This is a genomic window from Gottfriedia sp. NPDC057948, assembly GCF_042887255.1.
Classification (GTDB): Bacteria; Bacillota; Bacilli; order Bacillales; family Bacillaceae_G; genus Gottfriedia.
Genome location: NZ_JBHVPN010000010.1, coordinates 60,629 through 84,223, shown reverse-complemented (window position 1 = coordinate 84,223; position 23,595 = coordinate 60,629). Strand labels below are relative to the sequence as shown.

At 32.9% G+C, this 23,595-nt stretch carries 20 protein-coding genes and 1 riboswitch; of the genes, 2 read left to right on the top strand and 18 right to left on the bottom strand.

Going from position 1 to position 23,595, the window contains the following annotated elements; genetic code table 11:
* Window positions 1–37: 37 nt before the first annotated feature.
* From metH to ACFVRR_RS15575, 4 genes are all read right to left on the bottom strand, one after another.
* Window positions 38–3,415 (bottom strand): methionine synthase, encoded by a 3,378-nt coding sequence (gene metH, locus ACFVRR_RS15590; protein WP_387330256.1) that lies wholly within the window; start codon window positions 3,413–3,415, stop codon window positions 38–40.
* Window positions 3,412–5,238 carry a bifunctional homocysteine S-methyltransferase/methylenetetrahydrofolate reductase gene (locus tag ACFVRR_RS15585; protein ID WP_387330253.1) on the bottom strand — a complete coding sequence of 609 codons (1,827 nt, stop codon included), beginning with the start codon at window positions 5,236–5,238 and terminating at the stop codon, window positions 3,412–3,414. Before ACFVRR_RS15585 ends, metH begins: the two co-directional genes overlap by 4 nt.
* Window positions 5,239–5,318: 80 nt before the next feature.
* Window positions 5,319–5,422, bottom strand: a riboswitch (SAM riboswitch).
* 112 nt (window positions 5,423–5,534) lie between these two features.
* Window positions 5,535–7,400, bottom strand: a complete 1,866-nt coding sequence (locus tag ACFVRR_RS15580; RefSeq protein WP_387330251.1) for a terpene cyclase/mutase family protein — start codon at window positions 7,398–7,400, stop codon at window positions 5,535–5,537.
* Window positions 7,401–7,414: 14 nt separating this feature from the next.
* Entirely contained in the window at window positions 7,415–7,711 is a 297-nt protein-coding gene (locus tag ACFVRR_RS15575; protein ID WP_387330248.1) for a hypothetical protein, read from the bottom strand.
* A 214-nt stretch (window positions 7,712–7,925) separates the two neighbouring features.
* Between ACFVRR_RS15575 and ACFVRR_RS15570 the strand changes: the two genes are divergently transcribed.
* Window positions 7,926–8,375 carry a hypothetical protein gene (locus ACFVRR_RS15570; RefSeq protein WP_387330245.1) on the top strand — a complete coding sequence of 150 codons (450 nt, stop codon included), beginning with the start codon at window positions 7,926–7,928 and terminating at the stop codon, window positions 8,373–8,375.
* Window positions 8,376–8,590: 215 nt separating this feature from the next.
* Here the strand turns inward: ACFVRR_RS15570 and ACFVRR_RS15565 are convergent, their stop codons facing one another.
* The 10 genes from ACFVRR_RS15565 to ACFVRR_RS15520 all read right to left on the bottom strand — a co-directional run bounded on the left by ACFVRR_RS15565 (window position 8,591) and on the right by ACFVRR_RS15520 (window position 19,562).
* Window positions 8,591–8,839, bottom strand: a complete 249-nt coding sequence (locus ACFVRR_RS15565; RefSeq protein WP_387330416.1) for a DUF3892 domain-containing protein — start codon at window positions 8,837–8,839, stop codon at window positions 8,591–8,593.
* Between the two features lie 408 nt (window positions 8,840–9,247).
* Window positions 9,248–10,150 carry a LysR family transcriptional regulator gene (locus ACFVRR_RS15560; RefSeq protein ID WP_387330242.1) on the bottom strand — a complete coding sequence of 301 codons (903 nt, stop codon included), beginning with the start codon at window positions 10,148–10,150 and terminating at the stop codon, window positions 9,248–9,250.
* 397 nt (window positions 10,151–10,547) lie between these two features.
* On the bottom strand, window positions 10,548–11,252 hold the full coding sequence (locus tag ACFVRR_RS15555) for an HAD family hydrolase (protein WP_387330239.1): 705 nt from the start codon (window positions 11,250–11,252) through the stop codon (window positions 10,548–10,550).
* Between the two features lie 512 nt (window positions 11,253–11,764).
* Window positions 11,765–12,334, bottom strand: a complete 570-nt coding sequence (locus ACFVRR_RS15550; RefSeq protein ID WP_387330236.1) for a dihydrofolate reductase family protein — start codon at window positions 12,332–12,334, stop codon at window positions 11,765–11,767.
* Between the two features lie 628 nt (window positions 12,335–12,962).
* Window positions 12,963–13,922 carry a formimidoylglutamase gene (gene hutG / locus ACFVRR_RS15545; RefSeq protein ID WP_097977569.1) on the bottom strand — a complete coding sequence of 320 codons (960 nt, stop codon included), beginning with the start codon at window positions 13,920–13,922 and terminating at the stop codon, window positions 12,963–12,965.
* On the bottom strand, window positions 13,903–15,126 hold the full coding sequence (gene hutI / locus ACFVRR_RS15540; protein WP_387330413.1) for an imidazolonepropionase: 1,224 nt from the start codon (window positions 15,124–15,126) through the stop codon (window positions 13,903–13,905). Before hutI ends, hutG begins: the two co-directional genes overlap by 20 nt.
* Window positions 15,127–15,180: 54 nt before the next feature.
* Entirely contained in the window at window positions 15,181–16,839 is a 1,659-nt protein-coding gene (hutU, locus tag ACFVRR_RS15535) for a urocanate hydratase (RefSeq protein WP_387330233.1), read from the bottom strand.
* A gap of 17 nt (window positions 16,840–16,856) precedes the next feature.
* Window positions 16,857–18,365 (bottom strand): histidine ammonia-lyase, encoded by a 1,509-nt coding sequence (hutH, locus tag ACFVRR_RS15530; RefSeq protein WP_335478338.1) that lies wholly within the window; start codon window positions 18,363–18,365, stop codon window positions 16,857–16,859.
* Between the two features lie 106 nt (window positions 18,366–18,471).
* A complete protein-coding gene (gene hutP, locus ACFVRR_RS15525; protein WP_097977576.1) occupies window positions 18,472–18,903 on the bottom strand; it encodes a histidine utilization transcription antiterminator HutP in 432 nt (143 codons plus the stop codon).
* A 224-nt stretch (window positions 18,904–19,127) separates the two neighbouring features.
* Window positions 19,128–19,562, bottom strand: coding sequence for a VOC family protein (locus ACFVRR_RS15520; protein WP_387330228.1), 435 nt, complete (start codon window positions 19,560–19,562; stop codon window positions 19,128–19,130).
* A gap of 324 nt (window positions 19,563–19,886) precedes the next feature.
* On the opposite strand from ACFVRR_RS15520, the gene ACFVRR_RS15515 reads away from it, so the two are divergent.
* Window positions 19,887–20,834, top strand: coding sequence for a glycine-rich domain-containing protein (locus tag ACFVRR_RS15515; RefSeq protein ID WP_387330225.1), 948 nt, complete (start codon window positions 19,887–19,889; stop codon window positions 20,832–20,834).
* Between the two features lie 105 nt (window positions 20,835–20,939).
* Here the strand turns inward: ACFVRR_RS15515 and ACFVRR_RS15510 are convergent, their stop codons facing one another.
* The 4 genes from ACFVRR_RS15510 to ACFVRR_RS15495 all read right to left on the bottom strand — a co-directional run bounded on the left by ACFVRR_RS15510 (window position 20,940) and on the right by ACFVRR_RS15495 (window position 23,223).
* Window positions 20,940–21,350, bottom strand: coding sequence for a phosphate-starvation-inducible PsiE family protein (locus ACFVRR_RS15510; RefSeq protein WP_387330222.1), 411 nt, complete (start codon window positions 21,348–21,350; stop codon window positions 20,940–20,942).
* 73 nt (window positions 21,351–21,423) lie between these two features.
* A complete protein-coding gene (locus tag ACFVRR_RS15505; RefSeq protein WP_387330219.1) occupies window positions 21,424–21,768 on the bottom strand; it encodes a Na-translocating system protein MpsC family protein in 345 nt (114 codons plus the stop codon).
* Window positions 21,769–22,157: 389 nt separating this feature from the next.
* Complete coding sequence (locus ACFVRR_RS15500) at window positions 22,158–22,892, bottom strand: SIMPL domain-containing protein (RefSeq protein ID WP_387330216.1); 735 nt, start codon at window positions 22,890–22,892, stop codon at window positions 22,158–22,160.
* A 163-nt stretch (window positions 22,893–23,055) separates the two neighbouring features.
* Window positions 23,056–23,223: a hypothetical protein gene (locus tag ACFVRR_RS15495; RefSeq protein ID WP_387330213.1), complete on the bottom strand. Its 168-nt coding sequence runs from the start codon at window positions 23,221–23,223 to the stop codon at window positions 23,056–23,058.
* Window positions 23,224–23,595: the final 372 nt, after the last annotated feature.

The window sequence follows — 23,595 nt, the reverse complement described above, 5'->3', positions numbered from 1 at the left end:
AGTTTTATTGAATCAAATGAATAATTATTCTCACTTTTTAAACTGAAAAATATCTTCCATCCTTATGCGAGAATACCATTGCAGTTACAGATGCTTCTGGTAGCATCATGAATCCTTCTGTTAGATTAATCCCAATTTCATTTGGATCAATTAACTTAAATAGCTTTTCTTGATCCTCAAGATTTGGACAAGCAGGGTAACCAAATGAAACCCTGATTCCTTGATATCTTGCTTTAAAACGCTCAGACATTGTGAAATCTGGACGATCTGGGAATCCCCATTTTTCTCTCATTAGCATATGCGTTTTTTCAGCTAGACCTTCTGCTAATTCTAGGGCTAATGAGAATAAAACGTGACTCTTTAAATACTCCCCTTCTTGTTTCAATCTTTCGGCAATATTTCTTACTCGTGGGCCTGATGTTACAGAGAAGAATCCAACATAATCCATCTCTTCACCAACAGGATTTAAAAAGTCGCTTATACAAAGATTTGGTTCTTTTCTTTGTCTTGGAAATTGAAAACGTTCAATCGGTTTTTTCGTTTCAGAGTCATAGATAATGACATCATTGCCATCACTTTGAGCCGGGAAAAATTGATAGATTACTTGGCAGTCAAAATATTCATTTCCATCTTTTAAGAATTCTTGAACTAACTCGTATAACTCTTGGCCACGTTCTTGATTTTCCCATTTACCTTTTACCCCCAAATGATGTCCTATTAGCATTTGGTAATTAATAAAAGGTGCCACTTGAGCTACTGGAATATTTTTAATGACCGTTTTACTTAAAGATGAAGGAACTAGGCAATCTGACTTTTGTATTGCTGATCTCTTTGTACTAACTTCAGGAACTGGCAATTCAATCACATTGTCTATTTTTTTAATTGCCTTTTTCTTTTCTTCTAATGCTTTTAATTCATTTGGATTAACAATTTTATTTGCTAAGTCTAAACCAGTCATCGCGTCATTTGAATAAACAACTAATCCATCGTAAATTGGCTGAATTCGATTTTCAGTAAATTTTCTAGTTAATGCAGCGCCACCAACTAATATTGGTGTGTCAATTCCTGCACTTTTTAAGTCACCAGCTGTAATAACCATTTGGTGAGCAGATTTTACTAATAAGCCTGATAAACCAATTATGTCGGGTTTGTTCTCACGAATCTTTGTAATTAAATCATCTGGTCGAATATTAATACCTAAATTGACAACATCAAAGCCATTATTCGTCAAAATAATATCGACTAAATTCTTTCCGATATCATGAACATCACCTTTAACAGTTGCTAAAATGACTTTTCCTTTTCTAGAGCTTTCAGTTTTCTCCATAAATTGCTCCAAAAAGTTTACAGATGCCTTCATTACTTCTGCACTTTGTAATACTTCAGCTACAATTAGCTCATTATTATTGAAAAGTCTTCCAACTTCATCCATCCCAGTCATTAGTGGACCATTAATAATATTTAATGGTATGTCACCACGGTCAAGACAGGCCTGTAGATCTTCTATTAATCCTTGTTTTGAACCTTCTATTACACACGCTGCTAATCTTTCTTCAATCGGAAGCTGTTCTTTTGGTTTTTCTTCTTTCTTTACTGAATTTCTAAAATGCTCAACAAATTTATCTAATGTTTCTTGAGACGTATGGAATAATAAATTCTCAGCAAGCTCACGTTCTTCTGCAGGAATAGAAGCAAATCGTTCTAGTTTCTCAGTATTTACAATCGCGTAATCAAGTCCAGCCTTTGTAGAATGATATAAGAAAACGGCATTTAACACCTCACGACCAGTGTTTGGTAAACCGAATGAAATATTACTTAAACCTAAAATCGTTAAACACTGCGGAAATTCATCTTTTATTAATTTAATGCCATCAATTGTTGCTTTTGCAGAACCGATATATTGTGTATCACCTGTTCCAACAGGGAAAACAAGCGGATCAAAAATGATGTCTGTCGCACGAATTTTATATTTTTCAGTTAATAGTTGATAACTTCTTTTTGCAATTTCTAATTTTCTTTCTGCCGATACTGCCATCCCATCTTCATCAATCGTACCCACTACAACGGCAGCACCATATTTATGAATGAAAGGTAAAATTTTCTCAAATCGCTCCTCCCCATCTTCAAGATTAATCGAATTAATAATCGCTTTACCTTGAATATAAGTCAGTGCTAATTCAATTACTTTTTCATCAGTTGAATCAATCATGATTGGTACTTTTACTTTATTAACTAATTGCTTTACGAAATTTTCCATATCTTCAACTTCTTCACGATCAGGATCTGCCATACATACGTCGATGACATGAGCACCTTTTTTCACTTGAGCTCTCGCAATTTCTGAAGCTTCTTCAAATTTTCCGTCAGCGATTAAATTTTTAAATTTACGCGATCCAATAACGTTTGTTCTTTCACCGACAAAAAGTGGTCTCATACTATCATCATAGCGAAGTGATTCTAACCCACTAACCGCATGATCCTCTCTTTTTTTAGGTTGACGAGGAGATATTCCACTTACAGCTTCTTTCATTGCTCTAATATGTTCCGGAGTTGTTCCACAACAACCACCTATAATATTGATCCATCCTTGTTCAGCAAAATCGCGTACTTTGTGCGCTAAAGATTCTGGTGACTCATGATAATGTCCATCTTCATCTGGTAAACCAGCATTTGGATAACATGAAACAAATGTCTCAGATAGATCTGACAATGAACGAACATGGTCTCTCATAAACTCAGGTCCTGTTGCACAGTTTAAGCCAACTGAAATAGGAGAAATATGTTCAATGGCTAAATAAAAAGCATCAATTGTTTGACCTGCTAATGTTGTTCCCATTGGTTCAATCGTTCCGGAAATCATAACTGGTAATTTTTTATTTAATTCGTTAAATGCATTACTAATCCCAATACATGCAGCTTTAACATTTCTCATGTCTTGACAAGTTTCAACTAATAAAACATCTACTCCACCATTAATTAAGCCAGTTGCTTGTCGATTATATGCAGTAATTAATTCTTCAAAAGTCACACCACCTGTAACACTGATTGCTTTTGTTGTTGGACCCATCGCACCTGCTACATATACATCTTTACCCGATGCCACAACAGCTTGCTTTGCAATCCTTGCTGCAATTTCATTTAGTTCGATATCTAAATGCTGTAAATTATAATCGGATAAAACAATATTCGTTGCCCCAAATGTGTTCGTTTCGATAATGTCAGACCCAGCAAATATATATTCCTCATGAATATCTTGTATAACATCCGGTCTTGTAACAACTAAATATTCATTACAACCTTCGTATTCTTCACCACCAAAGTCTTCTGCTGTTAAATTTCTTTGCTGGATCATCGTTCCCATTGCTCCATCAAGAAGTAATATTTTTTCTTTTAATGCTAGATCTAAAGTTTTCATAGTTGAATCTCCTCTTTATTGCTGCTTTTAGTAAATTGAATTAAGTCCTCTGTTATTTCATACTTCAAAAATGGAGTGATAAAATAAATGCCGTTAAATTTATCCTTAACATAATCAATAAGCTCTTTTGCAATTTTTTTCCCTTCATCAACTGCTCTCTCTGGTTCCACTGATGAAATTCTGTTTCTTACCTCTTCAGATAAAGTAATTCCTGGAACTTCGTAATGGATAAAATCAGCATTCTTCTTACTAACTAATGGCATAATTCCGATAAAAATTGGCTGTTTAATATGACGAGTTGCCTCAAATAACTTATCAATCGTTTCAAAATCATAAATAGGCTGCGTTAAAAAATAATCCGCTCCCGCCTCGACCTTTTTCTCAAGTCTTTTAATTGCAGCATCAAATTTTCGAACATTCGGGTTAAAAGCTGCAGCGACAGAAAATCTCGTTCCATTTCCTAAGCTTTTACCGGAATAAAGTCTACCTTCATTCATTTCTTTAATCATTCGAATTAGTTCAAGTGATGCTACATCATATACTGAAGTTGCACCTGGAAAATCTCCTACCCTTGCTGGATCACCTGTAATAGCAAGAACTTCATTTAATCCTAATGTTGATAGACCCATTAAATGAGATTGAAGTCCAATCATATTACGATCTCTACAAGTTAAATGCGTCAAGACTGGTACATCCAATCTTTGAAGTAGTGATGCCATTGCCACATTCGAAATTCTAGGTGAAGCTAGTGGATTATCTGCTAGCGTAATTGCGTCAGCCCCTGCGCTATGTAATGCTTTCGCTCCTTCAAAAAACTTTCTAGTTTGTAATGTTTTTGGTGGATCTAGTTCTGCAATGATGGTCGTTCTCTTTTTTGCCTTTTCTGCAAGAGTTTCATTCTTTTGTTCTTCTTGCTTAGGGATTGTAATTTTAATTGTTCTGTTTTTCACTTCTTTTTTTGTAACAGGCTGTAAAGTATCAATCTTACTTCGTAAAGCAGCGATATGCGCTGGTGTTGTACCACAACATCCACCGATTAGTCTTACACCTTGTTCAATAAATGGTTTTGCCATATCTTCAAAATATTCTGGATTCGATTTGTATACGTATTTTCCATCAGTGTATAGAGGTAATCCTGAATTAGGAAATGCCGATAAGAAACCATTCGTTGGTAATGAAACAGTATTTAATGACTCCAACATATGAAGTGGTCCTAGATGACAATTGATTCCAACTACATCTGCACCCAAATCGATTAAATTAGGAAGTATTTTTTCGATATATTGGCCACTTTGCATGACGCCAATTTCTTGTAGTGTTACTTGTGCAATAATTGGTAAATCCGTTCTTCCTCTTAATAGATTTACAGCATCATATAATTCATTTTCATCATAAAATGTTTCAAGCATGATCCCATCTACGCCTTCTTCTAGTAACGCTGAAGCTTGCTCAAGCAGCATCATTTCACGTTCTAAAGGTGTCGTAAAAGAAGAACCTACATATTTCATTCCACCTATACCACCGATTACTAACGCTCTTCCTTTTGATGCCGCTCTAGCATTTCTAACAGCCATTTGATTAATTTGCTTAACCAGCTTTTCCAAACCATATTGTCTCAGTTTTCCAGCATTAGCACCGTACGAATTTGTTTGAATCACTTCTGCGCCAGCATCTATATATTGTTCATGTATATGAATGATTCGATCACGCTCAGTAATATTAAGTTCTTCAAAACAGCTGTGAAGTCCACCAGAATACAAAAGTGTTCCCATTGCGCCGTCACCTAAAACAATTCCATCTTTTAACTTTTCCAATAAGCCCATTCAATCACTTCCCGTTTAGATAAAATAAAAAACGCCATTCTCTCAAAAAAATGAGAGAATGACGTTTAAGTACAGATTACGCCTTATCTCTCATGTTTTAAACATGCTGGATTTAGCACTTTTTAGCTTTCGCTAAAGTTGCCGGGTTTCAAAGGGCCAGTCCCTCCACCACTCTCGATAAGGATTATTTAGTTATGTTCAATATAAAATAGTTTACTATATTTATATGATAAAGAAAAGACATTTATGGAAAGATTTCCAAAAATAAATTTATTTTGTTTACATAATAGTATTATTTAACTATTTTTATAGTGTGCTAGTGCTAATAGCGGATAAATTTCATTATAGCTATGATAGTGAATATAAAACTGACCAGGTAATCCTAATCCAGTTGGATAAGTTAATGCTTTATTTGATAATTCACTTTGAGTAGTTAAAAATTTAATCCCTTTTCTAATTATTCCATCTTCTTTATTACGAATTGAAAGTAAAGTATCGACTGCCCACGCTGTTTGACTAGGAGTGCTAAATTTTAAAGGAACATATTTATTTTTAACAGGTGAAAGACCCGATTCTCCCCAACCTCCGTCTTCATTTTGAATACTAACTAACCATTTCTCTGCTTTTTTAATTGCCTCATGATTTTTAGGTATTCCAACGGCTCTGAGCCCAGTAATCGCTGCCCAAGTCCCATAAATATAACAAATCCCCCATCTACCATACCAACTACCATTTGATTTTTGATTTTTCAAAAGCCAATTAACCGACTTTTTCACAATCGGATCATCATTTGAAATCGTCGTATAGTTTCCAATAAATTCTAAAATACGTCCAGTTAAATCTGCAGTTGAAGGATCTATGATTGCATCTTTTGCATTTTCAATTGGTAAAAATGTTAACCATTTATTCGTTACATTTTTTTCGAAAGCTCCCCAACCACCATCATCATTTTGAAGTCCAAGTAAAAAATGAACTCCCCTTAACCAACTTTCATGAATTGTGGACTGATCCAAAGAACTTCTAGTTAACGCCCTTAAAACTGCACCAGTATCATCATTATCTGGGATAAAAGAATTAACATCAGAGAAGCCCCAACCACCAGGACTTAAATTTTTAGCATGAACCTTCCAGTCACCATTCATATTTTGCTGTTTCTTAATTAGGTAGTTTATGGATTTCGAAACAATTGGATCACTTACGTGGTAACCTGCTTCTTGAATTGCATATGACAATAATGCTGTATCCCAAACTTTTGATGGCGAATTTTCAATATGAAGACCTGCTTCAGTATCGGCTGCATATGAAAGAAGTCCTTGTAGCGCATTTTGAATGACAGATGAAGTAGATTCATAGCCTAAAGCCATTAAAGCATAAATCATATAAAACGTAGAAGTAGCATAGCTATAAAAAGTTCCATTTGTTTCAATACGATCCAGAATAAATCTCTCAGCCTTTTCATATCCTTTCTGGTGAAAATAGAGAGGATACGAAGCTAGCTTCTTACCTTCCTCAAGTAAAAACTGATAAAAACTCCCTCGCTCCTCGTAAAACCATTCTACCTCACTAGTTTCCAAAAGATGATCGATAGTTAGATCATCATCCAATTTCACTTTAAATCGCTTATTTATACAAAGAATCATTGGAACTAAATGAACTCTAGCATAATTACTTAAATCAAATAAACTTAACGGCATTTTATCTGGTAGCAAAAAATAACTCATTGGAAAGTAAAATAATTTAGGATACTCAATTAAACCATGAGTAGCTAGAATCATTTTTAACATAAAATGCGTTTTTTTAATACCACCGTTTTCACGAATAAATTTTTCAGCTTTCTTCATACTTGAATGTTCTTTTGTATACTTTTTTGAGATTAATATAGCTATGTAAGCTTGTACTGTAGCATTTAAGTTTCCATCTTTTTCATCCTCGTATAATTTCCAAGCTCCATTCGGATGTTGAAGATTGATAATCCGATCAATAATCCCATCAATGACCTTTTGATTTTTGTATTCAAGATCATTCATTAATAAAATCATAAAACTATCCGTTATTAATGAACCTTCAAAACAATATTCCCAAGAACCATTTTCATCTTGTTTTGCTCTAAGACGTTTAATCCGCTCTTCAATATTTCGTAAAACAATATTTTCGAGGTCCATTTTACCACCTCAGTTCAATTTTTTTCTGTCTGATGGTATTTTTCCATTCTTGTTGAATGCTCAATTTCAATTTCTTCAAGTTCATCAATTTCTTCTGATACCTCGATTTCTATTTTTTTACTAAAATAAACAATTGAAATAATAAAAGCTAAAAGGCTAAAAGGTAAAACAATTATTTTAAAACCGAACCAAGTAAATGAATGTAAAATATGAAAATAGCTACCTAGTAACAAGCAATAAATGAGTAATAACAGGTCGATAACAATTACACCGCAAAATGATTTTACTATTTTTATTAAAAAAGGATTCAACTAGATCACACTCCATTACTAATCTATGATTTAAATGTGAAATAATGAATTATTCTGTGTAATTAGTACCTGTTAATTGGAAAAACAACAAATTTTAGTGGGAATTTCAAACTTTTTTTCTAAAGTATTTAAATTAAAAATCTATTAAATGTCTAATCAGAAACTATTAAAACTGAATATAGTGAGAGTATTGATAGAAAGGAGGGTTTTTAGTATGGCAGCAGAATTTGAAGATTTCAAAGCTTTAAAAGAAGAAATTCAAGAGGTGCTTGCGGCAGCTAATCAAGATGGTTCAATCAATTTTAATTTTTTCAACATTGAAATTAAAGAGAATCGCATCCAAGTCGAACAAAGAGCTGAAGGCGGAGGTCAAATTAATCGTAATGTTGGAATGAACGCAAATCAAGGCGGACAAAACGCTAGAGACAATAGCCAAACAGCAAATGAACGTTCACAATTTGCAGATGGAAATGGTCGAAGCGGTATTGCTGGTAGAAATAACGATGAATTAGGCGGACAGCAAGGAATTAAAATCAGAGACAGCAAAATCAAAAGAAGCAAAATCAGAACAGATTCCGAACACAACGAAGGCGCTGGAACTGAAGAAGCAAACGGCGAACAATTCCAATTGCCAAGATTAAATAGACTGAATAGAACAGAATAAATGACTTACCCACTTACAGACTCATATTTTTAAAGTGTAGACAAGCTATGCTAAGATTTAAATAGAAGATGCCTCATCATGATTGAGAATGTTGATCTTGAAATCTATTTGCAATTTTATGTTCACTCTAGTTCATTTTAACTTGACGAAAAATGAGTAGATCTAATAAAAAACCCACGAGGAAAATTCCTAGTGGGTTTACTTCATTTTTTGACCTAAAACTCCGGTAAATTACTCAAATTATTCTCTGCTATACCATCCGGTTCACTTCTGAGGATATCACGACCATACTTATGTATTACATCTACATGTGCTAAATTTCCATTTTTTGCTTCCTGTAAAGCTTGAAGATAATCTAGTTCACGATTCAAACTTGTTCTAAAACCAATTAAATCACCATCTTCATTTTTTCGAACAGCAACAATATGTTCCTTGTCCTGATTTACTGATTCCTCTCCCATCATTTGTACGTCATCACTTTGATTTCTATACATTTCATATGCTTCTTCAAATCGATCTTGCGTCATTTTTGCATCCTCCTTTTATCATTAGTTTTGCCATTGATGGAGGATGTAAAACTAATTAGTCCCAGATGAAGGATAAACTACTTCAACTTATAAAGCATTATTAGTTTTAACTTACTTTTTACATAATCGATTTTGATTGAACTACTCACCACTTAACACCCTTACCAATTTTTTTGTATGCTTTGATATTACCAACAAAAATTATAAAAGAATTTTCCATTTCCTTTACGTAGTAATTCCCATTTATTAAAAAATAATCAGCAGGAGGCTCATATACATTTAATGTGTTACTAGCTTTAAGGAGTCACCCTTGAAGTGCACCCAGCGATTACTAACTTTTATCAATTATACTTTTTTAAAATGCTCTATAAAATCTTCAAGAAGCTCATTATACAAATTCGATAAACCTCTTGTTTCTAAATAGATTAGCCAAAAATCAAGTTCAAATAATTGCATCTGTTTATCCTTCAGTGGGATTATTTTCAAATCTCCATTTAATACCATGGGAGAATTCTTTAGTGTAAAGTCGTGAAGATAGATAATTGCATCACTTTCTTTTACTAGCTTAAAAAGCATGCTAGTCCTATTTGAACTGATTATCACTTGCTCTGGATTTATTTTCGTAAATTTTAAAATCTGGTTATAATCAGATGTTTCATAAGTTACTAATTTAGTATTTTTTAGATCACTTGGAGTTACAAAGTCTGATGTATAAAAGGGTGAGTTTTTTCCAACTGCTATACATATATGTCCTTTGTAAATGTGCTTATAAGAAATATTTTTAGCTTTTTTCAACTCATCAACTGATGCAGAGATAAGCGCAAAATCATAATCTTCCTGATTAAAATTCTCAATAATCTTTGTAGGATTTTGTTCGACTAATTCAAAGGTTAAATCTTCATTTTCTAGATTAAGCTTTACCAAAAAATCTTGAAGTATATAAAAAAAAGCAGGTGCAATTTTTACTTTTAAATGCCTTTGATAACTGTTTTTATAAATGCTCAGTTTTTTATTCATCTCATTTATAGTTTTTAAAACTGAATTTGCTGTTGAAATCACTATTTCACCTTCAAAAGTTGGCGTAATACTTTTTTTGGATCGATTAAAAATTTTTATTCCAAGCTCGTTTTCAAGTTGGGTAATAGACTGACTCAAACCTGGAGTAGATATAAATAGTTTTTCTGCTGCTTTTGTAAACGACTTTTCGATTTCGACAGTGACAATATGCTCCATTTGTTCAAAATTCATATTTATCCTCCGCAAAATAATTTTTTTAAAAGTTCAATAAAAACTACTTCTTTATTCTAGCTATTTCAATTCACTATTTAACATTGGTTTAATTTCACTTTTATTACACCATTTATTCATAGATTACGATGGTAATCTGGTTTTAGTATCAGAAAAAGAAGAAACTATGATGCTTTAATGTTATTCATTTATGAATTCCCTTAAGATGTTTATTTATTATTAAGATATCATATTTTGAAAATGCTAGTTCAATTATCACCCAAATGTAAAATAGAGGATGATCGATTAAAGATCAACCTCAATTTTGTTAAACCAATGCATGACTAAGTTCAACAACATGATTGAATAATTCGAAAGAGATGTTAATTGACCTATTTAAAAATAAGAAAAACAACCATTAGAGGTTTACCAAATTACCAAATAAAAGTAATTTTATTTCGACTAGTGACTTAATGCCCTCTATTCTGTGATTATGCTCAATTTCGTCATAAGACCATGAATCTCTTATAATATGAATTGCTTTCATACCCGCATCTAGAGCAGGTACAATGTCACTTCTAAGAGAGTTTCCGATCATTACTGGGTTACTTAATTTTTCATTTAACTCAACATAGGTATTTATATCTTTTTTACTTGTAATAAATACGTTGTCAAAATGTTGCACTAAGCCAGTCTCCATTACTCGCTTAGTTTGAACGTCTTTTTCACCTAAAGTCAATATAGTCATACTTGCTACATCTTTATGATTTGATAATTCTTCTATTATAAATGTGTCACTTTGCAGTGGAATATTTACTTTAAATATCGTTTTTGCTAATGATTGTAATTGATCATTAACAATACTTGAGATCTCTATATTATATCGTGTTGCCAATAAATCTAAAGTTGATTCCCATGCATAAGGATATCGAGCTTTACTGAAACCCATATCTTTTATTAGCTCCAAATCAATTTTATTAAAAACTTCTTTAATGTCATTTATTACTACTTTTTCATCTAGCGCTTGATATACTAGATTCGCACATAAATCTACATTATGCCGAAATGCGGCTTGGGTTTGAATTAATGTATCGTCTAAATCAAAAACTAAATCATATTTCATAATTAATTTATCTCACTTTCCAACTGAACCATATTGTTATTAATTTTCACATACGCCTATTGATTCGGCTTTTCTAATTATATATGCTAATTTGCAAAGTGTCCTTAATTTATTCTTAAAATAATATAAAAGTAAACCTTAAGTTTGTTTTGCTAATATACTGTAAAAATTTATTTTGATTCTTTTAGCTATTATTCTTTTTAGTAAAAAAGAGGAAGATCCTTAGATCATCCTCTGTTTGTTACTCTATTAATATAAATAATTAATAACAAAGTAAAATACATTCATTGTAATATTATGTATTTTAGAACTAGTGATTTAATTCTGCACTATTCAATTCATTCTCGCTTTATAGTAAGAGCGGTTCATTCAGCCCACTTGTACTCAACACTATATAAAATGGACTAAACTCTTCTTTTATTTGAGGAACACTGAATCACAATCTTTTAAATTGCTTACTATCAGTTTTGGGAGGTTCATTTTGTTTTTTATAGAAGCCAGTTATACCAAACTCATTCCTCATTCAAATGATAAGTTACCTGCACAACCCCAGAAGAATACGTTCTTGTATTCATCATGATTAAATTCTTTCTCTCTTTTATGTCAACAAACAAAGGTTTTCCTTCACCCAATATAACGGGATGAATTGATAATCTAAATTCATCAACTAGCCCTAAATTTGTAAATGATGTAATAAGGCTTGATCCTCCATACAACCAAATGTCTTTCCCTGGTTTTTCCTTCAATTTATTTACTTCTTCAATTATATTTTCATTTATAAATGCTGCATTATTTTCATCTTTTGATTGAGTTCGGGAAAACACATATTTTTCCTTACTATGTACTAAAGTCCACATTTCTTTATCAGATTCAGAGTCGTCTATATTTGGAATATAATTTCCCCACAAATCATAGCTTTTTCGGCCATATAAAATCGTATCAATTTGATTCAAGAAATTTGTGAATTCCATTTCAGGATCCATTATGCACCAATCAATTTCTCCGTTTTTCCCTTCTATAAAACCATCTAATGTAACAGCTAAATCTAAAATTATTTTTCTTTGTTTTATGCTATTTGACAAAACTGTTCCTCCTAATTCGTTTAGACATTTTATTAAACTGGTCCTTCTCACTATTAACGAATATTTGTTCTTGTTTTGATTATAACAAGCATGCTTGGTGCTATCAAATTCGGTATTTTGGTTTAAAAGTACTAAAAACCTCATGATTTGTAATTTTAGAACGTGTATTCTAAGTTTATTTGCACTTTGTTTTTTTTTATTTGCAGTTTCGAAATTTTTATTTGCAGTTGCCACAATTTTAATTGTAGTTTTGTGATTTTTAATTGCACTTTTGCCAGATTAAATTGCAGTTTCAATATTTTTAATTGCACTTCGACCTTTATTTGCAGCTCGGGAGCCCTTATTTGCACTGTTTCAAAATTTATTTGCAGTCACTTTTATCTTAATTGCACTTCTACCTTTATTTGCAGCTCGGGAGCCCTTATTTGCACTGTTACAAGTTTTATTTGCAGTCACTCATCTTTTATTTGCACTTCGACGTATATTGCACCCCGGGATCCTTTATTTGCACTGTTACAAATCTTTTTTACAGTCACTCATCACTTATTTACAACTCAACCTTTATCTACACCCTGCCCATAAAAAAACAAAAAAACTCGCAAACAACAAAGTTTACGAGTTTCAAATTTTACTTATTTAATAACTTAACCTTCTCAACAAGAAAGTTTAAAATAACATGTGCAGCGATTCTGCTTGTCATATCACGGAAGTCGATTGTTGGGTCAAGTTCAACGATGTCCATACCACAAACTTTAGGATGTGATGCTAAATAACAGATGCCATCTAATAGAGTTTGACTGTCCATTCCTCCAGGTCCAATTGCAGGGCAACCAGGAGCAAAGGCTTGGTCTAGTACATCCATATCTAGGCTAATGTAAATTGCATCTACTTTGTCTACTAAATGGTTGATGCTCTCTTTAATAATGTTTGAGATTCCTAATTCGCGAACATCACGCATTGAATAGATTGTTACTCCGTTATTAACACCGAATTCAGTGTATGGTGCACTATTTGAGAAATTTCTGATTCCAATTTGAACTAAGTGTTCACCTTTTAGAATGCCTTCGTCAATTAAGCTACGGAAAGGGGTACCGTTTGAACGGCCACCATCTTCAGTATTTCTTAAGTCATGATGAGCATCAAATTGGATAACTCCTACTGTTCCGCGTTCTTTTGCAAAAGCTGAAATGCTTGGAAAGCTAATTCCGTGATCCCCACCTAAAATAATTGGCATCGTTTCTTTATATTGGCCTAGCAATTCCGAGATTGTCGATTTAATACGATTTCTAGACTCTTCAAAATCAGTCACATGCATCGTAATATCACCAAAATCTGTAACCTTGTAATCTTTTAAATCAATTTGGTCTTCAATATGATAAGTACTGTAGCTACTTAGCATTTTTCGAATTGAAGCAGGTGCGAAGCTTGCACCTGAATGACTAATTGATGTTTTAGATAATGGTACACCAATAATTGAGAAATTTGATGCTTCAGTTCCATTCCATGTAGAGATGATTTCATTTGCTTTTGTTACTTTTGAATCAATAAAAATGGCATCTCCTGCTTTTTTAAGATGTGATAGCGACATCGTGTTCACCCCTACTTACTACTAATTTACCATTCTTAAATACTGATTCTACATGATTTACACCAAAATGGTAAGGTACATAAGTATAGTTTGGTACATTCCAAATAACGACATCTGCCCTACGACCAATTAGTAATTTACCAGCTTGATCTCCACGATTAATCGCGTATGATGAGTTAATCGTTACGGCATTCCAAATTTCTTCAGGTGTCATTTTTAGTTTAAGCATTGCGATTGTCATGATTAATTGTAAATTTTCAGTTGGGCAGCTTCCTGGGTTGAAATCAGTTGCTAATGAAACTGCTACGTTATTTTCAATCATCGCTCTTGCAGGTGCAAATTCAGGTTTATTTAAATAGAAAGTAGTTCCCGGTAAAATGACACCAATTGTGTTACTCTTACCAAGCATTTCTACACCTTTTTCAGATGCTCCACATAGATGATCAGCAGAAATAGCGCCAATTTCAGCTGCCATTTCAGTGCCACCTAGAGGATCTATTTCATCTGCGTGAATTTTAACATTAAAGCCTTGTTCTTTTGCTTTTAATAAAAATTCTCTTGATTGTTCAACTGAAAAAACACCTGTTTCAGCGAATACATCTACAAATTCAGCAAGTTCTTCTTCTTTAATAACATCTAATAAAGAAAGCATTTTTTCTAAGAAAGCTTCTTCATTTCCTTTATACTCCTTAGGTACTGCATGCGCACCTAAGAAAGTTGAAACTAAATCAATATCATGCTCGGCTTGTAATTCCTTAGCAACTCGAAGTTGTTTTAATTCAGTTTCTTCATCAAGTCCATAACCACTTTTTGCTTCAACTGTTGTTACACCGAATGAAAGCATTCTGTTTAAGTGATGAATCGTTTTCTTTTTTAAATCTTCATGAGAAGTTAATTTAGTTTGACCTACAGTAGAATGGATCCCGCCGCCCATTTCTAATATTTCTAAATAAGAAGCACCTTGTAATTTCAAACTAACTTCATGCTCACGTGATCCTCCAAAGACCACGTGAGTATGAGGGTCAACTAATCCTGGAGTGACTAGTTTTCCCTGGCAATCAATTACTTCTTTTGCATCAATTTTCTGTTCGTTCATTTGTCCGATATAAATAATTTGCCCATCTTTCCATGCAATTTCTGCATTTTCTAGTACAGGAAGATTACTCATTTCTTTTCCATGAATTGGACCATCACCATGATCCATCGTTAATAATTGACCAATATTTGTTAATAGAATATCTGCTTTCAATTCTAACACCTACTTCATCATTGGGATGTTTACACCTTTTGCTTTCGCAGTTTCAACAGCTAAATCATAACCTGCATCAACGTGACGAACTACACCCATTCCTGGATCTGAAGTTAATACTCTTTCGATACGTTTTGCAGCTGCATCAGTACCGTCAGCAACGATTACCATACCAGCATGTAAAGAGTAACCCATACCTACTCCACCACCGTGGTGTACACTTACCCAGCTTGCTCCATTTACACCATTAATAAGTGCATTTAGAATTGGCCAGTCAGCTACTGCATCACTACCATCTTTCATGCTTTCTGTTTCACGATTTGGAGATGCTACTGATCCACAATCTAAGTGGTCACGACCGATTACGATTGGAGCTTTTAATTCGCCATTTTTAACCATTTCGTTAATGATTTTACCGAATTTTGCACGCTCTCCGTAGCCTAACCAACAAATACGTGATGGTAAACCTTGGAATGCAACCTTTTCACGAGCCATACGAATCCAGTTACATAAATGCTCGTTATCAGCAAATTCACGTAAGATTACTTCGTCTGTTTTGTAAATATCTTCTGGATCACCAGAAAGTGCTACCCAACGGAAAGGACCTTTCCCTTCACAGAATAATGGACGAATAAATGCAGGTACGAAACCAGGGAAATCAAATGCATTTTTAACGCCTTCATCTAATGCAACTTGACGAATGTTATTACCGTAATCAAATGCGAGTGCTCCACGTTGTTGCATCGCTAAAATTGCTTCAACATGAACTGCCATACTATGTTTTGCACGTTTAATTACTTCATCTGGATTTTCGGCGCGAAGTTTCTTTCCTTCTTCCATTGTCATTCCGATTGGTAAATAACCATTTAATGGATCATGTGCTGAAGTTTGGTCAGTAATTAAATCTGGTACAAAATTACGTTCAACTAATTGAGGTAAAATTTCAGCAGCATTACCTACTAAACCGATTGCTAAAGCTCTTCCTTCGTTTTTAGCTTCAGTAGCAAGTTGTAAAGCTTCCTCTAAATCGTGAGTTAATACATCACAATATCTAGTGTCAATACGACGTTGGATTCTAGTTTCATCTACATCAATACCGATTACAACTCCACCATTCATTGTAACAGCTAGAGGTTGAGCTCCACCCATACCGCCAAGTCCTGCAGTAATTGTAATTGTCCCCTTTAAGCTACCACCGAAATGTTGTTTAGCAGCTTCACCAAATGTTTCATAAGTACCTTGTAAGATCCCTTGAGTACCAATGTAAATCCAGCTACCAGCAGTCATTTGACCGTACATCATTAAGCCCTTTTCATCTAATTCACGGAAGTGTTCCCAAGTTGCCCATTTTGGAACTAAGTTTGAGTTCGCTAATAAAACTCGTGGTGCATCTTCGTGAGATTTAAAAACTGCAACTGGTTTACCTGATTGAACTAATAATGTTTCATCGCTCTCTAATTTCTTTAATGATTCAATAATTGCATCAAAGCTTTCCCAGTTTCTTGCTGCTTTTCCGATTCCACCGTATACTACTAAATCTTCTGGTCTTTCTGCTACTTCTTCGTCTAAGTTGTTTAATAACATACGAAGTGCTGCTTCTTGAATCCAACCTTTAGTGTTTAACTCAGTACCTCTTGGAGCTTTTAAAGATCCTTTTGTGATTTCCATTTTATTTCCACCTCTTCTTATATTTGTGTTTGTTTTGTATAGTTTTTTGCTATGAAATTTTCTTTTAAATAAGTTGTTAACTTTTCAATGTCTTTTGAGAATACGCGATCTCTAGTAATTGATGGAACAGTTTTACGAGCATCTTCCATAAACTTTCTAGTTGTTTCAGACATTTTTTCAATTCCTTTATATTCAACACCTTGCATTGCACAAATACATTCGATTGCTAAAACTCTTCTAGCGTTTTGTAGAATTTGGTAAGCATGACGTGCACCGATTGTACCCATACTTACATGGTCTTCTTGGTTTGCTGAAGATGGAATTGAGTCAACACTTGCTGGATGCGCTAATGTTTTATTTTCAGAAACTAAAGCAGCTGCCACGTATTGCATAATCATTGCACCAGATTGTAATCCTGGTTCTGGACTTAAAAATGGTGGTAAATCATTTAATTGTGGGTTAACTAAACGCTCAATACGTCTTTCTGAAATATTCGCTAACTCAGCAACACCTAATTTAAAGAAGTCCATTGCAAATGCGATTGGTTGACCATGGAAATTCCCACCAGAGAATACATCATCACCGAATAATAATGGATTATCAGTCGCTGCATTCATTTCGATTTCTAATTTTTCTTTTGCATAGTTCAGAACTTGCCAGCTTGCTCCATGAACTTGAGGGATACATCTTAATGTATAAGCGTCTTGAACTCGGATTTCACCTTGTCTAGTCGTTAATTGGCTTGTTGCTAAAATATTGCGGTAACGTTCAGCTACTTCAATTTGTTCTTTATATCCACGAGCAATATGAATTCTTTCATCAAAAACATCTGTAATACCATTTAATGCTTCAAATGTAATAGAAGAAATTAATTCACTTTGATAAGCTAATTCTTCACCTTCAAGATAAGTAAGAATGCCCATAGCTGTCATTGCTTGAGTACCATTAATTAGAGCTAAACCTTCTTTAGCTTGTAGCGTAATTGGTAAAATTCCTTCTTTTGCTAAAGCTTCTGCTGTTTCCATACGTTTTCCTTTATAGAAAACTTCACCTTCACCAAGTAAAACTAGCGCTAAGTGAGATAAAGGAGCTAAGTCTCCGCTTGCACCTAATGATCCTTGTGAAGGGATAACTGGGTGAATTTGAGCATTAATTAATGAAAGTAATTTTTCAACAACTACTAAACGCACACCAGAGTGACCTTTTAACATTGTATTTGCACGAAGTACTAACATCGCTCTTGAAACTAATTCAGGGAACGGTTCACCAACACCACATGCATGTGAAGCGATTAAGTTATATTGAAGTGTTGAAACATTTTCTTTTTCAATTAATACATCACTAAATTTTCCAAAACCAGTTGTGATACCATAAACGACTTTGCCATTATTTACGATTTCTTCTACTTTTTCTCTACATGCTTTTACCGCAACTAAGCTCTCTTCACTTGCTTTTACATATGCCTTATCGAATAAAATACTTTTCATTTGTTCCATTGTTAAGCTATTACCAGTTAAAGTTACCATTAAAAACACCTCCGAATTTTGTCAAAAAAAACACAGAAAGAGGCTATGAGACGTAAATAGTAACTTACGAATCATAGCCCCCTATCATCTAATAAACTATGGGCGATTATATGTGATTAATGCCGAGTCCTGCTGATTCATGCTCCGATCCTTTAATTGGAGCACCAATCGTTCCGTATAGTGCAACTGCTATCCAGTCACCTTCGTTCACGTTTTTATAAGGCTTTCCTCTAACAACAGCAAATCTAAGTCCTACTGTTCTAAGAACATCACCTAATTGAACATGACCTCTTGTTACGCCTTGAATTGCTTCAAGTGTTGCATGATATAATGAATGAACTTCTCTATAAAGAGCTCCATTGATTACACCATTTTGTTTGGCAGCGGTTTCAATCGCAGCAACGACCTTTTGAGAATCCATTGTACCGACTTTACCTACACACCATACAACGTTTTCATTTTTCATTAATTCTTCTTCATGATCAGTCAAAGCAAGCATCATAGCTGTTCGACCAATTCGTTGATTTTGCTCTGCCATATCGCTAATACCTCTTACTTACTTTCTCTAATAAACTAGTATCTGATTACATTATATGCCAACAATTAGTAAACTTCAATATTTTCAGATTATTATTTTTAAAAAATATTTTTTTATTAAAATTTGTTGGAATATTCAAAATATTAATTAGTAAATTATTATTTAAGAAAACTTGTTCAATTGACATCAATTTCTCACAGTAAAATGAATCATACGCCAATTGATTAAGCTTTTTTTCTTAACACTAGCTGCCAAGTAACACCAAAACAATCAGTCACCCACGTAACCTTACTAAAATCATTCATTTCTACTGGTCCCATAAGTACTTTCCCATCACTCTTCAAGCCACCAAAAATTACATCAAACTCCGCATCGTCTTTGCATTCTAAATAAAAGGAAACAGCCCAAGTAAAATCAGGACAAGATTCTTTATCCATATCCAAAACCATAAAAGACTGCCCTAAAATTTCAATGATACCATTTAGTATTTTTCCTTCTACACCTCGGTCATCTTTCGAATATCTTCGAAGAGAAACGAGTTTTGAATTCGGAAAAGTACGAACATAATAGTTCATTGCTTCCTCCGCATTGCCACTAAACGTAAGAAATGGAGTAATCCTTTGCCCTGATACAACCGGTATTACTTGTTCTTGTGTCATCTCCTAAAACCCTCCAAACAATTTGTAATTACCTCGTTTTAGAACTAAAAAACAGCTGTAATTCATCTATTTCCGCTTGAGATTTAGCCTTTAATAAATCTAAATATAAATAGATTGTACCATATTTTTACATATCAAAAAACTTCGCAAGTATATAAGAGTTCATAAAGAATGAGCAGACAATTAATGATATAACAGCAATCTTTCCTCTTTCTCCAAGAAACATATAGATATGTTAATCCTCAATTCAAGTATTTCCTAATCTTAACAATTTTCTTCTTTTGTTAATTTTTTAATTATATAATTGTATAAAAGGAGGTTTATATGAAAAATTTTTTTGGAAGAATTTTTAAAAGGAATTTAAAAAATGATAATGCATACTATAATGATCTTTATAAGCAGTTTATAACAAACGACTTAAATCTAAATTCCAACTTTGCTAATTTATCGTTAGTTTCTAAACTAGAAAACGCATGGAAAATGGATTTCCTAGCTAATGTTAAAGAAAGAGTTATAGAAAAAGAAGGTTGGAGCAATGCAAAATATTCCTTTATTGAAAGGGAATTAAAGCGCTTTTTCTTAATGGCAGCAATCTTTGAAAACATTCCAATGTATAGTCAAGAAGTTGATAAAATCTGGCACGAAATGATTTTATTTACGAAAAGTTATCATAACTTCTGCAAGTCTTTTTCTGGTGAAATGATCCACCATGAACCAAATGTTCATAAAAATGAGGTAACTATAACCGATAGAGCTGATGCTAGAGCTGTTTACAATTTGTTATATAATACTTTGTTTGAAACGACATCTGTAAATACCTATGTCTTAGGAAATTTAGTTGTTAATGATAAAAATACTAAAGTTCAAGAATATTTATCGAGTAAAACAATACAAACAAAAAGTTTCGTTTCACATTTAAACTCACAAACTAAACATAATTTTTTAAACGAGTTTGCTAGAATTCAAAAAATATTAGTAGAAAAAGAAAAAGTAGAAGCAAGAACTAAACACCAGTCACCAAAAACTTACCCAAGTTCAGCTAATCGTTCATCTTCTAAGAAAAAATCAGATGATGGGCATATTAATTCAACATTTTTAGCTACAAATACTTTTTTTGCATTAAATGAAAGTTCAAATGATTGTTCAAGCAAGAGTGATAGTCATCATCATAACTCGCACTCTTCATGCTCTAGTTCATCACATTCCTCTTGTTCTAGTTCTCACTCTTCGTGTTCTAGTTCAAGTTGCTCAAGTTCTGGTTGTTCAAGTTAATCTATTAATACTGTCATCCAAGTATATTTACATTAACTCAACCTTAAGGTTGGGTTAAACTGCTTTATTTTTAGTAAACTTTTAATGTTTTTATTTAGGGTCAATTTAACCATTTCTCGTATCCCCAAAAGGTAAAATAATATAGCTAATTGTTAGCACTAAAATAATAATTGCTAACCAAAAATTATGGGCCGATTCTCCATTATTAACAATAATAAAACGAATAGTCGCTGTTATCCCGATATATAGTAGATAGCGTATTGGAAAATGATAATTTTCTTTGAAATATTGAACTATAATTGATATAAATCCAAAATATAAGAAAAATATTAAAACTTTGCCAAAAATCTGATGAACATTTTTATTACTTAGTAAAATATCGTTAAAAATATAATAAAGTTCTCTGAAAAGGAAATACGCAAGAATCAAGCTCAGTATTAATAAAGATATATTTAATAAAGTTTGATAAAGCTTGATCAACAATTTTCGATTTTTAAACCAACTCATTCCAATCATTTGTCTCCCCCGGTTTTTTGACCCTTATAAAAATTTATTTACAAATGATAACCACTAATCATAATCGTTTCTTCTATATAATATTGCGATCGAACACAAAAACCGAAATGCCTATGTTTTCTTCAACTTTCATATCTGAAAAAAGATGGACTAATTTTGCACCTACAAGTTCCTCTAAACCTTCTAGTGGGTTATTTAAGTACAATTCTTGAATCATTTTTGTTCGCGCAGTATGAACCATTTCTGCCCCGTTCATTGTTCCGGAAATAAATTTTTCAGTTGGAGTCAAATTACCATATAATGTTGAAACAGCCATGTTTTCAACAAATACCGTATGAATTCGCTCTGGTCCTTTTCCAAACAAATCTTTCCGAAGTTTTCTCATCATATCATTAAATTCGTGTATTTTTTTTGACATTACTTTTTCGCCTCAATTTCAATTTTTTAAATGTTATAGCTTATCTTTGCACAGTATTCTTTAACCTATTTACTAAGACGAGGAATAATAAGTTAGTTTCTATTACATTTTTCACAAAATCACTTCACTTCCCACTTTTTTGAAAAAAAAAATCCACCAAGTAGACAATTAGCCGATTCATAGGCTTGCAGTCTACTTGGTGGAATAGTTAATTAGCAAAAAAATTTACTAAAATACCAATCCAATTTAAGTTAAATGAATTTAATAGATCCATAACAATAACATTATTATGTTTCCATATCACCCGGATTTATTATATCTCTATCTGTTTAAATTAACAATCATATTGTTAATTTTATATATTTCTGTCAAATTCAAATGTTAAGCATTTAATAACTTACATAATTAAACATAGCCTGCACTGAAGCAGTTATTTTAATTTGCCCCTCTTGAATTGGTGTTGTTGGACCGCTGAATGCTGCTGCAGTCATTGTTAATGAAGACATTGGGCGTACAACTTGAATTCCTTCTTCAGCAAGCCAAATCGGTATGTTATTTATCGATAACCCTAGGGATTTAGCGATGTTTTCTGCATTCATTTTTGCATTTAAAGTAGCCTTTTGTAGTGCTTCTCCGTAATACGGTTCGGGATTTGCTACTTCGAATGTAAGATTCCGTACTTCATTTGCTCCATTTTCAACTGCAACATCAATCACTTTCCCAACATTTGCAAGATCCTTCACGATTACTTTGAAAATATGACTCACCCGATATCCTTTAAAAATTTGCTGTGAATCTTGGTAATCAACTATTCGATCGATTGTATATGAATTCGTTTCAATTTCGTCTTGTTTAATTCCTATCCCTTTTAATGCTTCTATAATTTTATTCGAAATGATTGCATTCTCTGTTTGAGCCGTTTGTACCTTCATATCTTCTACTACAGAACCTAATAGGACAAACGACTGGTCGGGCTTTACTGATACTTCACCTTTTCCCGTTGCTTTAATCGTATAATTACTATTCATATTGCTTGATTGAATAGCACTTTGATATTGAGGGGTTGAATAATCATACCGCATACCTGTTAAGTTATAATTATTAAATGGATAAATCTTCCTCACATCCTTTTAAGATGAAAAATATTGTATTTGTGCCCATTTATTTTATGTATTAAGGACTTTTTATGTGATTAGTTTGATTCATACGATTGTTAATAGGAGAAATGAATAATTAAAAAAGCTTGTAAACTTCGGGAAATTCCCAATGTCTAAAAGCTTTTGCATTTTATATTAATTCAAAATGATATACGGATAACGATTGATTTTTTCTTTCATCGTTTAATTTTGGTTCTTCTTCATCCAAGATATCTTTATAGTCTTTTTGTTTCCCAATTTCTATTGGTACTTCGTATTCTGGTACATTGCCATTGTAATATGTAGAATTGTTTTCCATTGTATTTCCCCTTTTTTTAGCTTATAGATTGGAAGTTAGACAAAAACTATTTATAAGTTAACTAATGTAAACCATCCACACTTTTATTAAACAAGGGATTCCATATAATTACTATTGGGGTTTTTTTACCAATTTTCTATTAAAAAGGATGTTATAATTACCAATTTTTGGTTATCACCTGTTAAAATACCTTTAAAATAAGGAAAATAATTATAGTTGTATTGGGGGAATTCTGAAAAAAACAACATCAAACGTTATTAAAATGATAAATTAAAGCCTAAATTTTATAAATATAAGTCAAAATTTAAACAAACGAAGTGTTTAGTTTAACTATTATTAATCGAAATTTTCTTTTTCAAATAAAAAAGAATG

What these genes read in the sequence shown, in the direction of transcription:
- metH (WP_387330256.1), bottom strand. Translation starts at nt 3,415, where the DNA reads ATGAAAACTTTAGATCTAGCATTAAAAGAAAAAATATTACTTCTTGAT.
- ACFVRR_RS15585 (WP_387330253.1), bottom strand. Translation starts at nt 5,238, where the DNA reads ATGGGCTTATTGGAAAAGTTAAAAGATGGAATTGTTTTAGGTGACGGC.
- ACFVRR_RS15580 (WP_387330251.1), bottom strand. Translation starts at nt 7,400, where the DNA reads ATGGACCTCGAAAATATTGTTTTACGAAATATTGAAGAGCGGATTAAA.
- ACFVRR_RS15570 (WP_387330245.1), top strand. Translation starts at nt 7,926, where the DNA reads ATGGCAGCAGAATTTGAAGATTTCAAAGCTTTAAAAGAAGAAATTCAA.
- ACFVRR_RS15565 (WP_387330416.1), bottom strand. Translation starts at nt 8,839, where the DNA reads ATGATGGGAGAGGAATCAGTAAATCAGGACAAGGAACATATTGTTGCT.
- ACFVRR_RS15560 (WP_387330242.1), bottom strand. Translation starts at nt 10,150, where the DNA reads ATGAATTTTGAACAAATGGAGCATATTGTCACTGTCGAAATCGAAAAG.
- ACFVRR_RS15555 (WP_387330239.1), bottom strand. Translation starts at nt 11,252, where the DNA reads ATGAAATATGATTTAGTTTTTGATTTAGACGATACATTAATTCAAACC.
- hutG (WP_097977569.1), bottom strand. Translation starts at nt 13,922, where the DNA reads ATGTCGCTATCACATCTTAAAAAAGCAGGAGATGCCATTTTTATTGAT.
- hutI (WP_387330413.1), bottom strand. Translation starts at nt 15,126, where the DNA reads ATGGATCATGGTGATGGTCCAATTCATGGAAAAGAAATGAGTAATCTT.
- hutU (WP_387330233.1), bottom strand. Translation starts at nt 16,839, where the DNA reads ATGGAAATCACAAAAGGATCTTTAAAAGCTCCAAGAGGTACTGAGTTA.
- hutH (WP_335478338.1), bottom strand. Translation starts at nt 18,365, where the DNA reads ATGGTAACTTTAACTGGTAATAGCTTAACAATGGAACAAATGAAAAGT.
- hutP (WP_097977576.1), bottom strand. Translation starts at nt 18,903, where the DNA reads ATGGCAGAGCAAAATCAACGAATTGGTCGAACAGCTATGATGCTTGCT.
- ACFVRR_RS15520 (WP_387330228.1), bottom strand. Translation starts at nt 19,562, where the DNA reads ATGACACAAGAACAAGTAATACCGGTTGTATCAGGGCAAAGGATTACT.
- ACFVRR_RS15515 (WP_387330225.1), top strand. Translation starts at nt 19,887, where the DNA reads ATGAAAAATTTTTTTGGAAGAATTTTTAAAAGGAATTTAAAAAATGAT.
- ACFVRR_RS15510 (WP_387330222.1), bottom strand. Translation starts at nt 21,350, where the DNA reads ATGATTGGAATGAGTTGGTTTAAAAATCGAAAATTGTTGATCAAGCTT.
- ACFVRR_RS15505 (WP_387330219.1), bottom strand. Translation starts at nt 21,768, where the DNA reads ATGTCAAAAAAAATACACGAATTTAATGATATGATGAGAAAACTTCGG.
- ACFVRR_RS15495 (WP_387330213.1), bottom strand. Translation starts at nt 23,223, where the DNA reads ATGGAAAACAATTCTACATATTACAATGGCAATGTACCAGAATACGAA.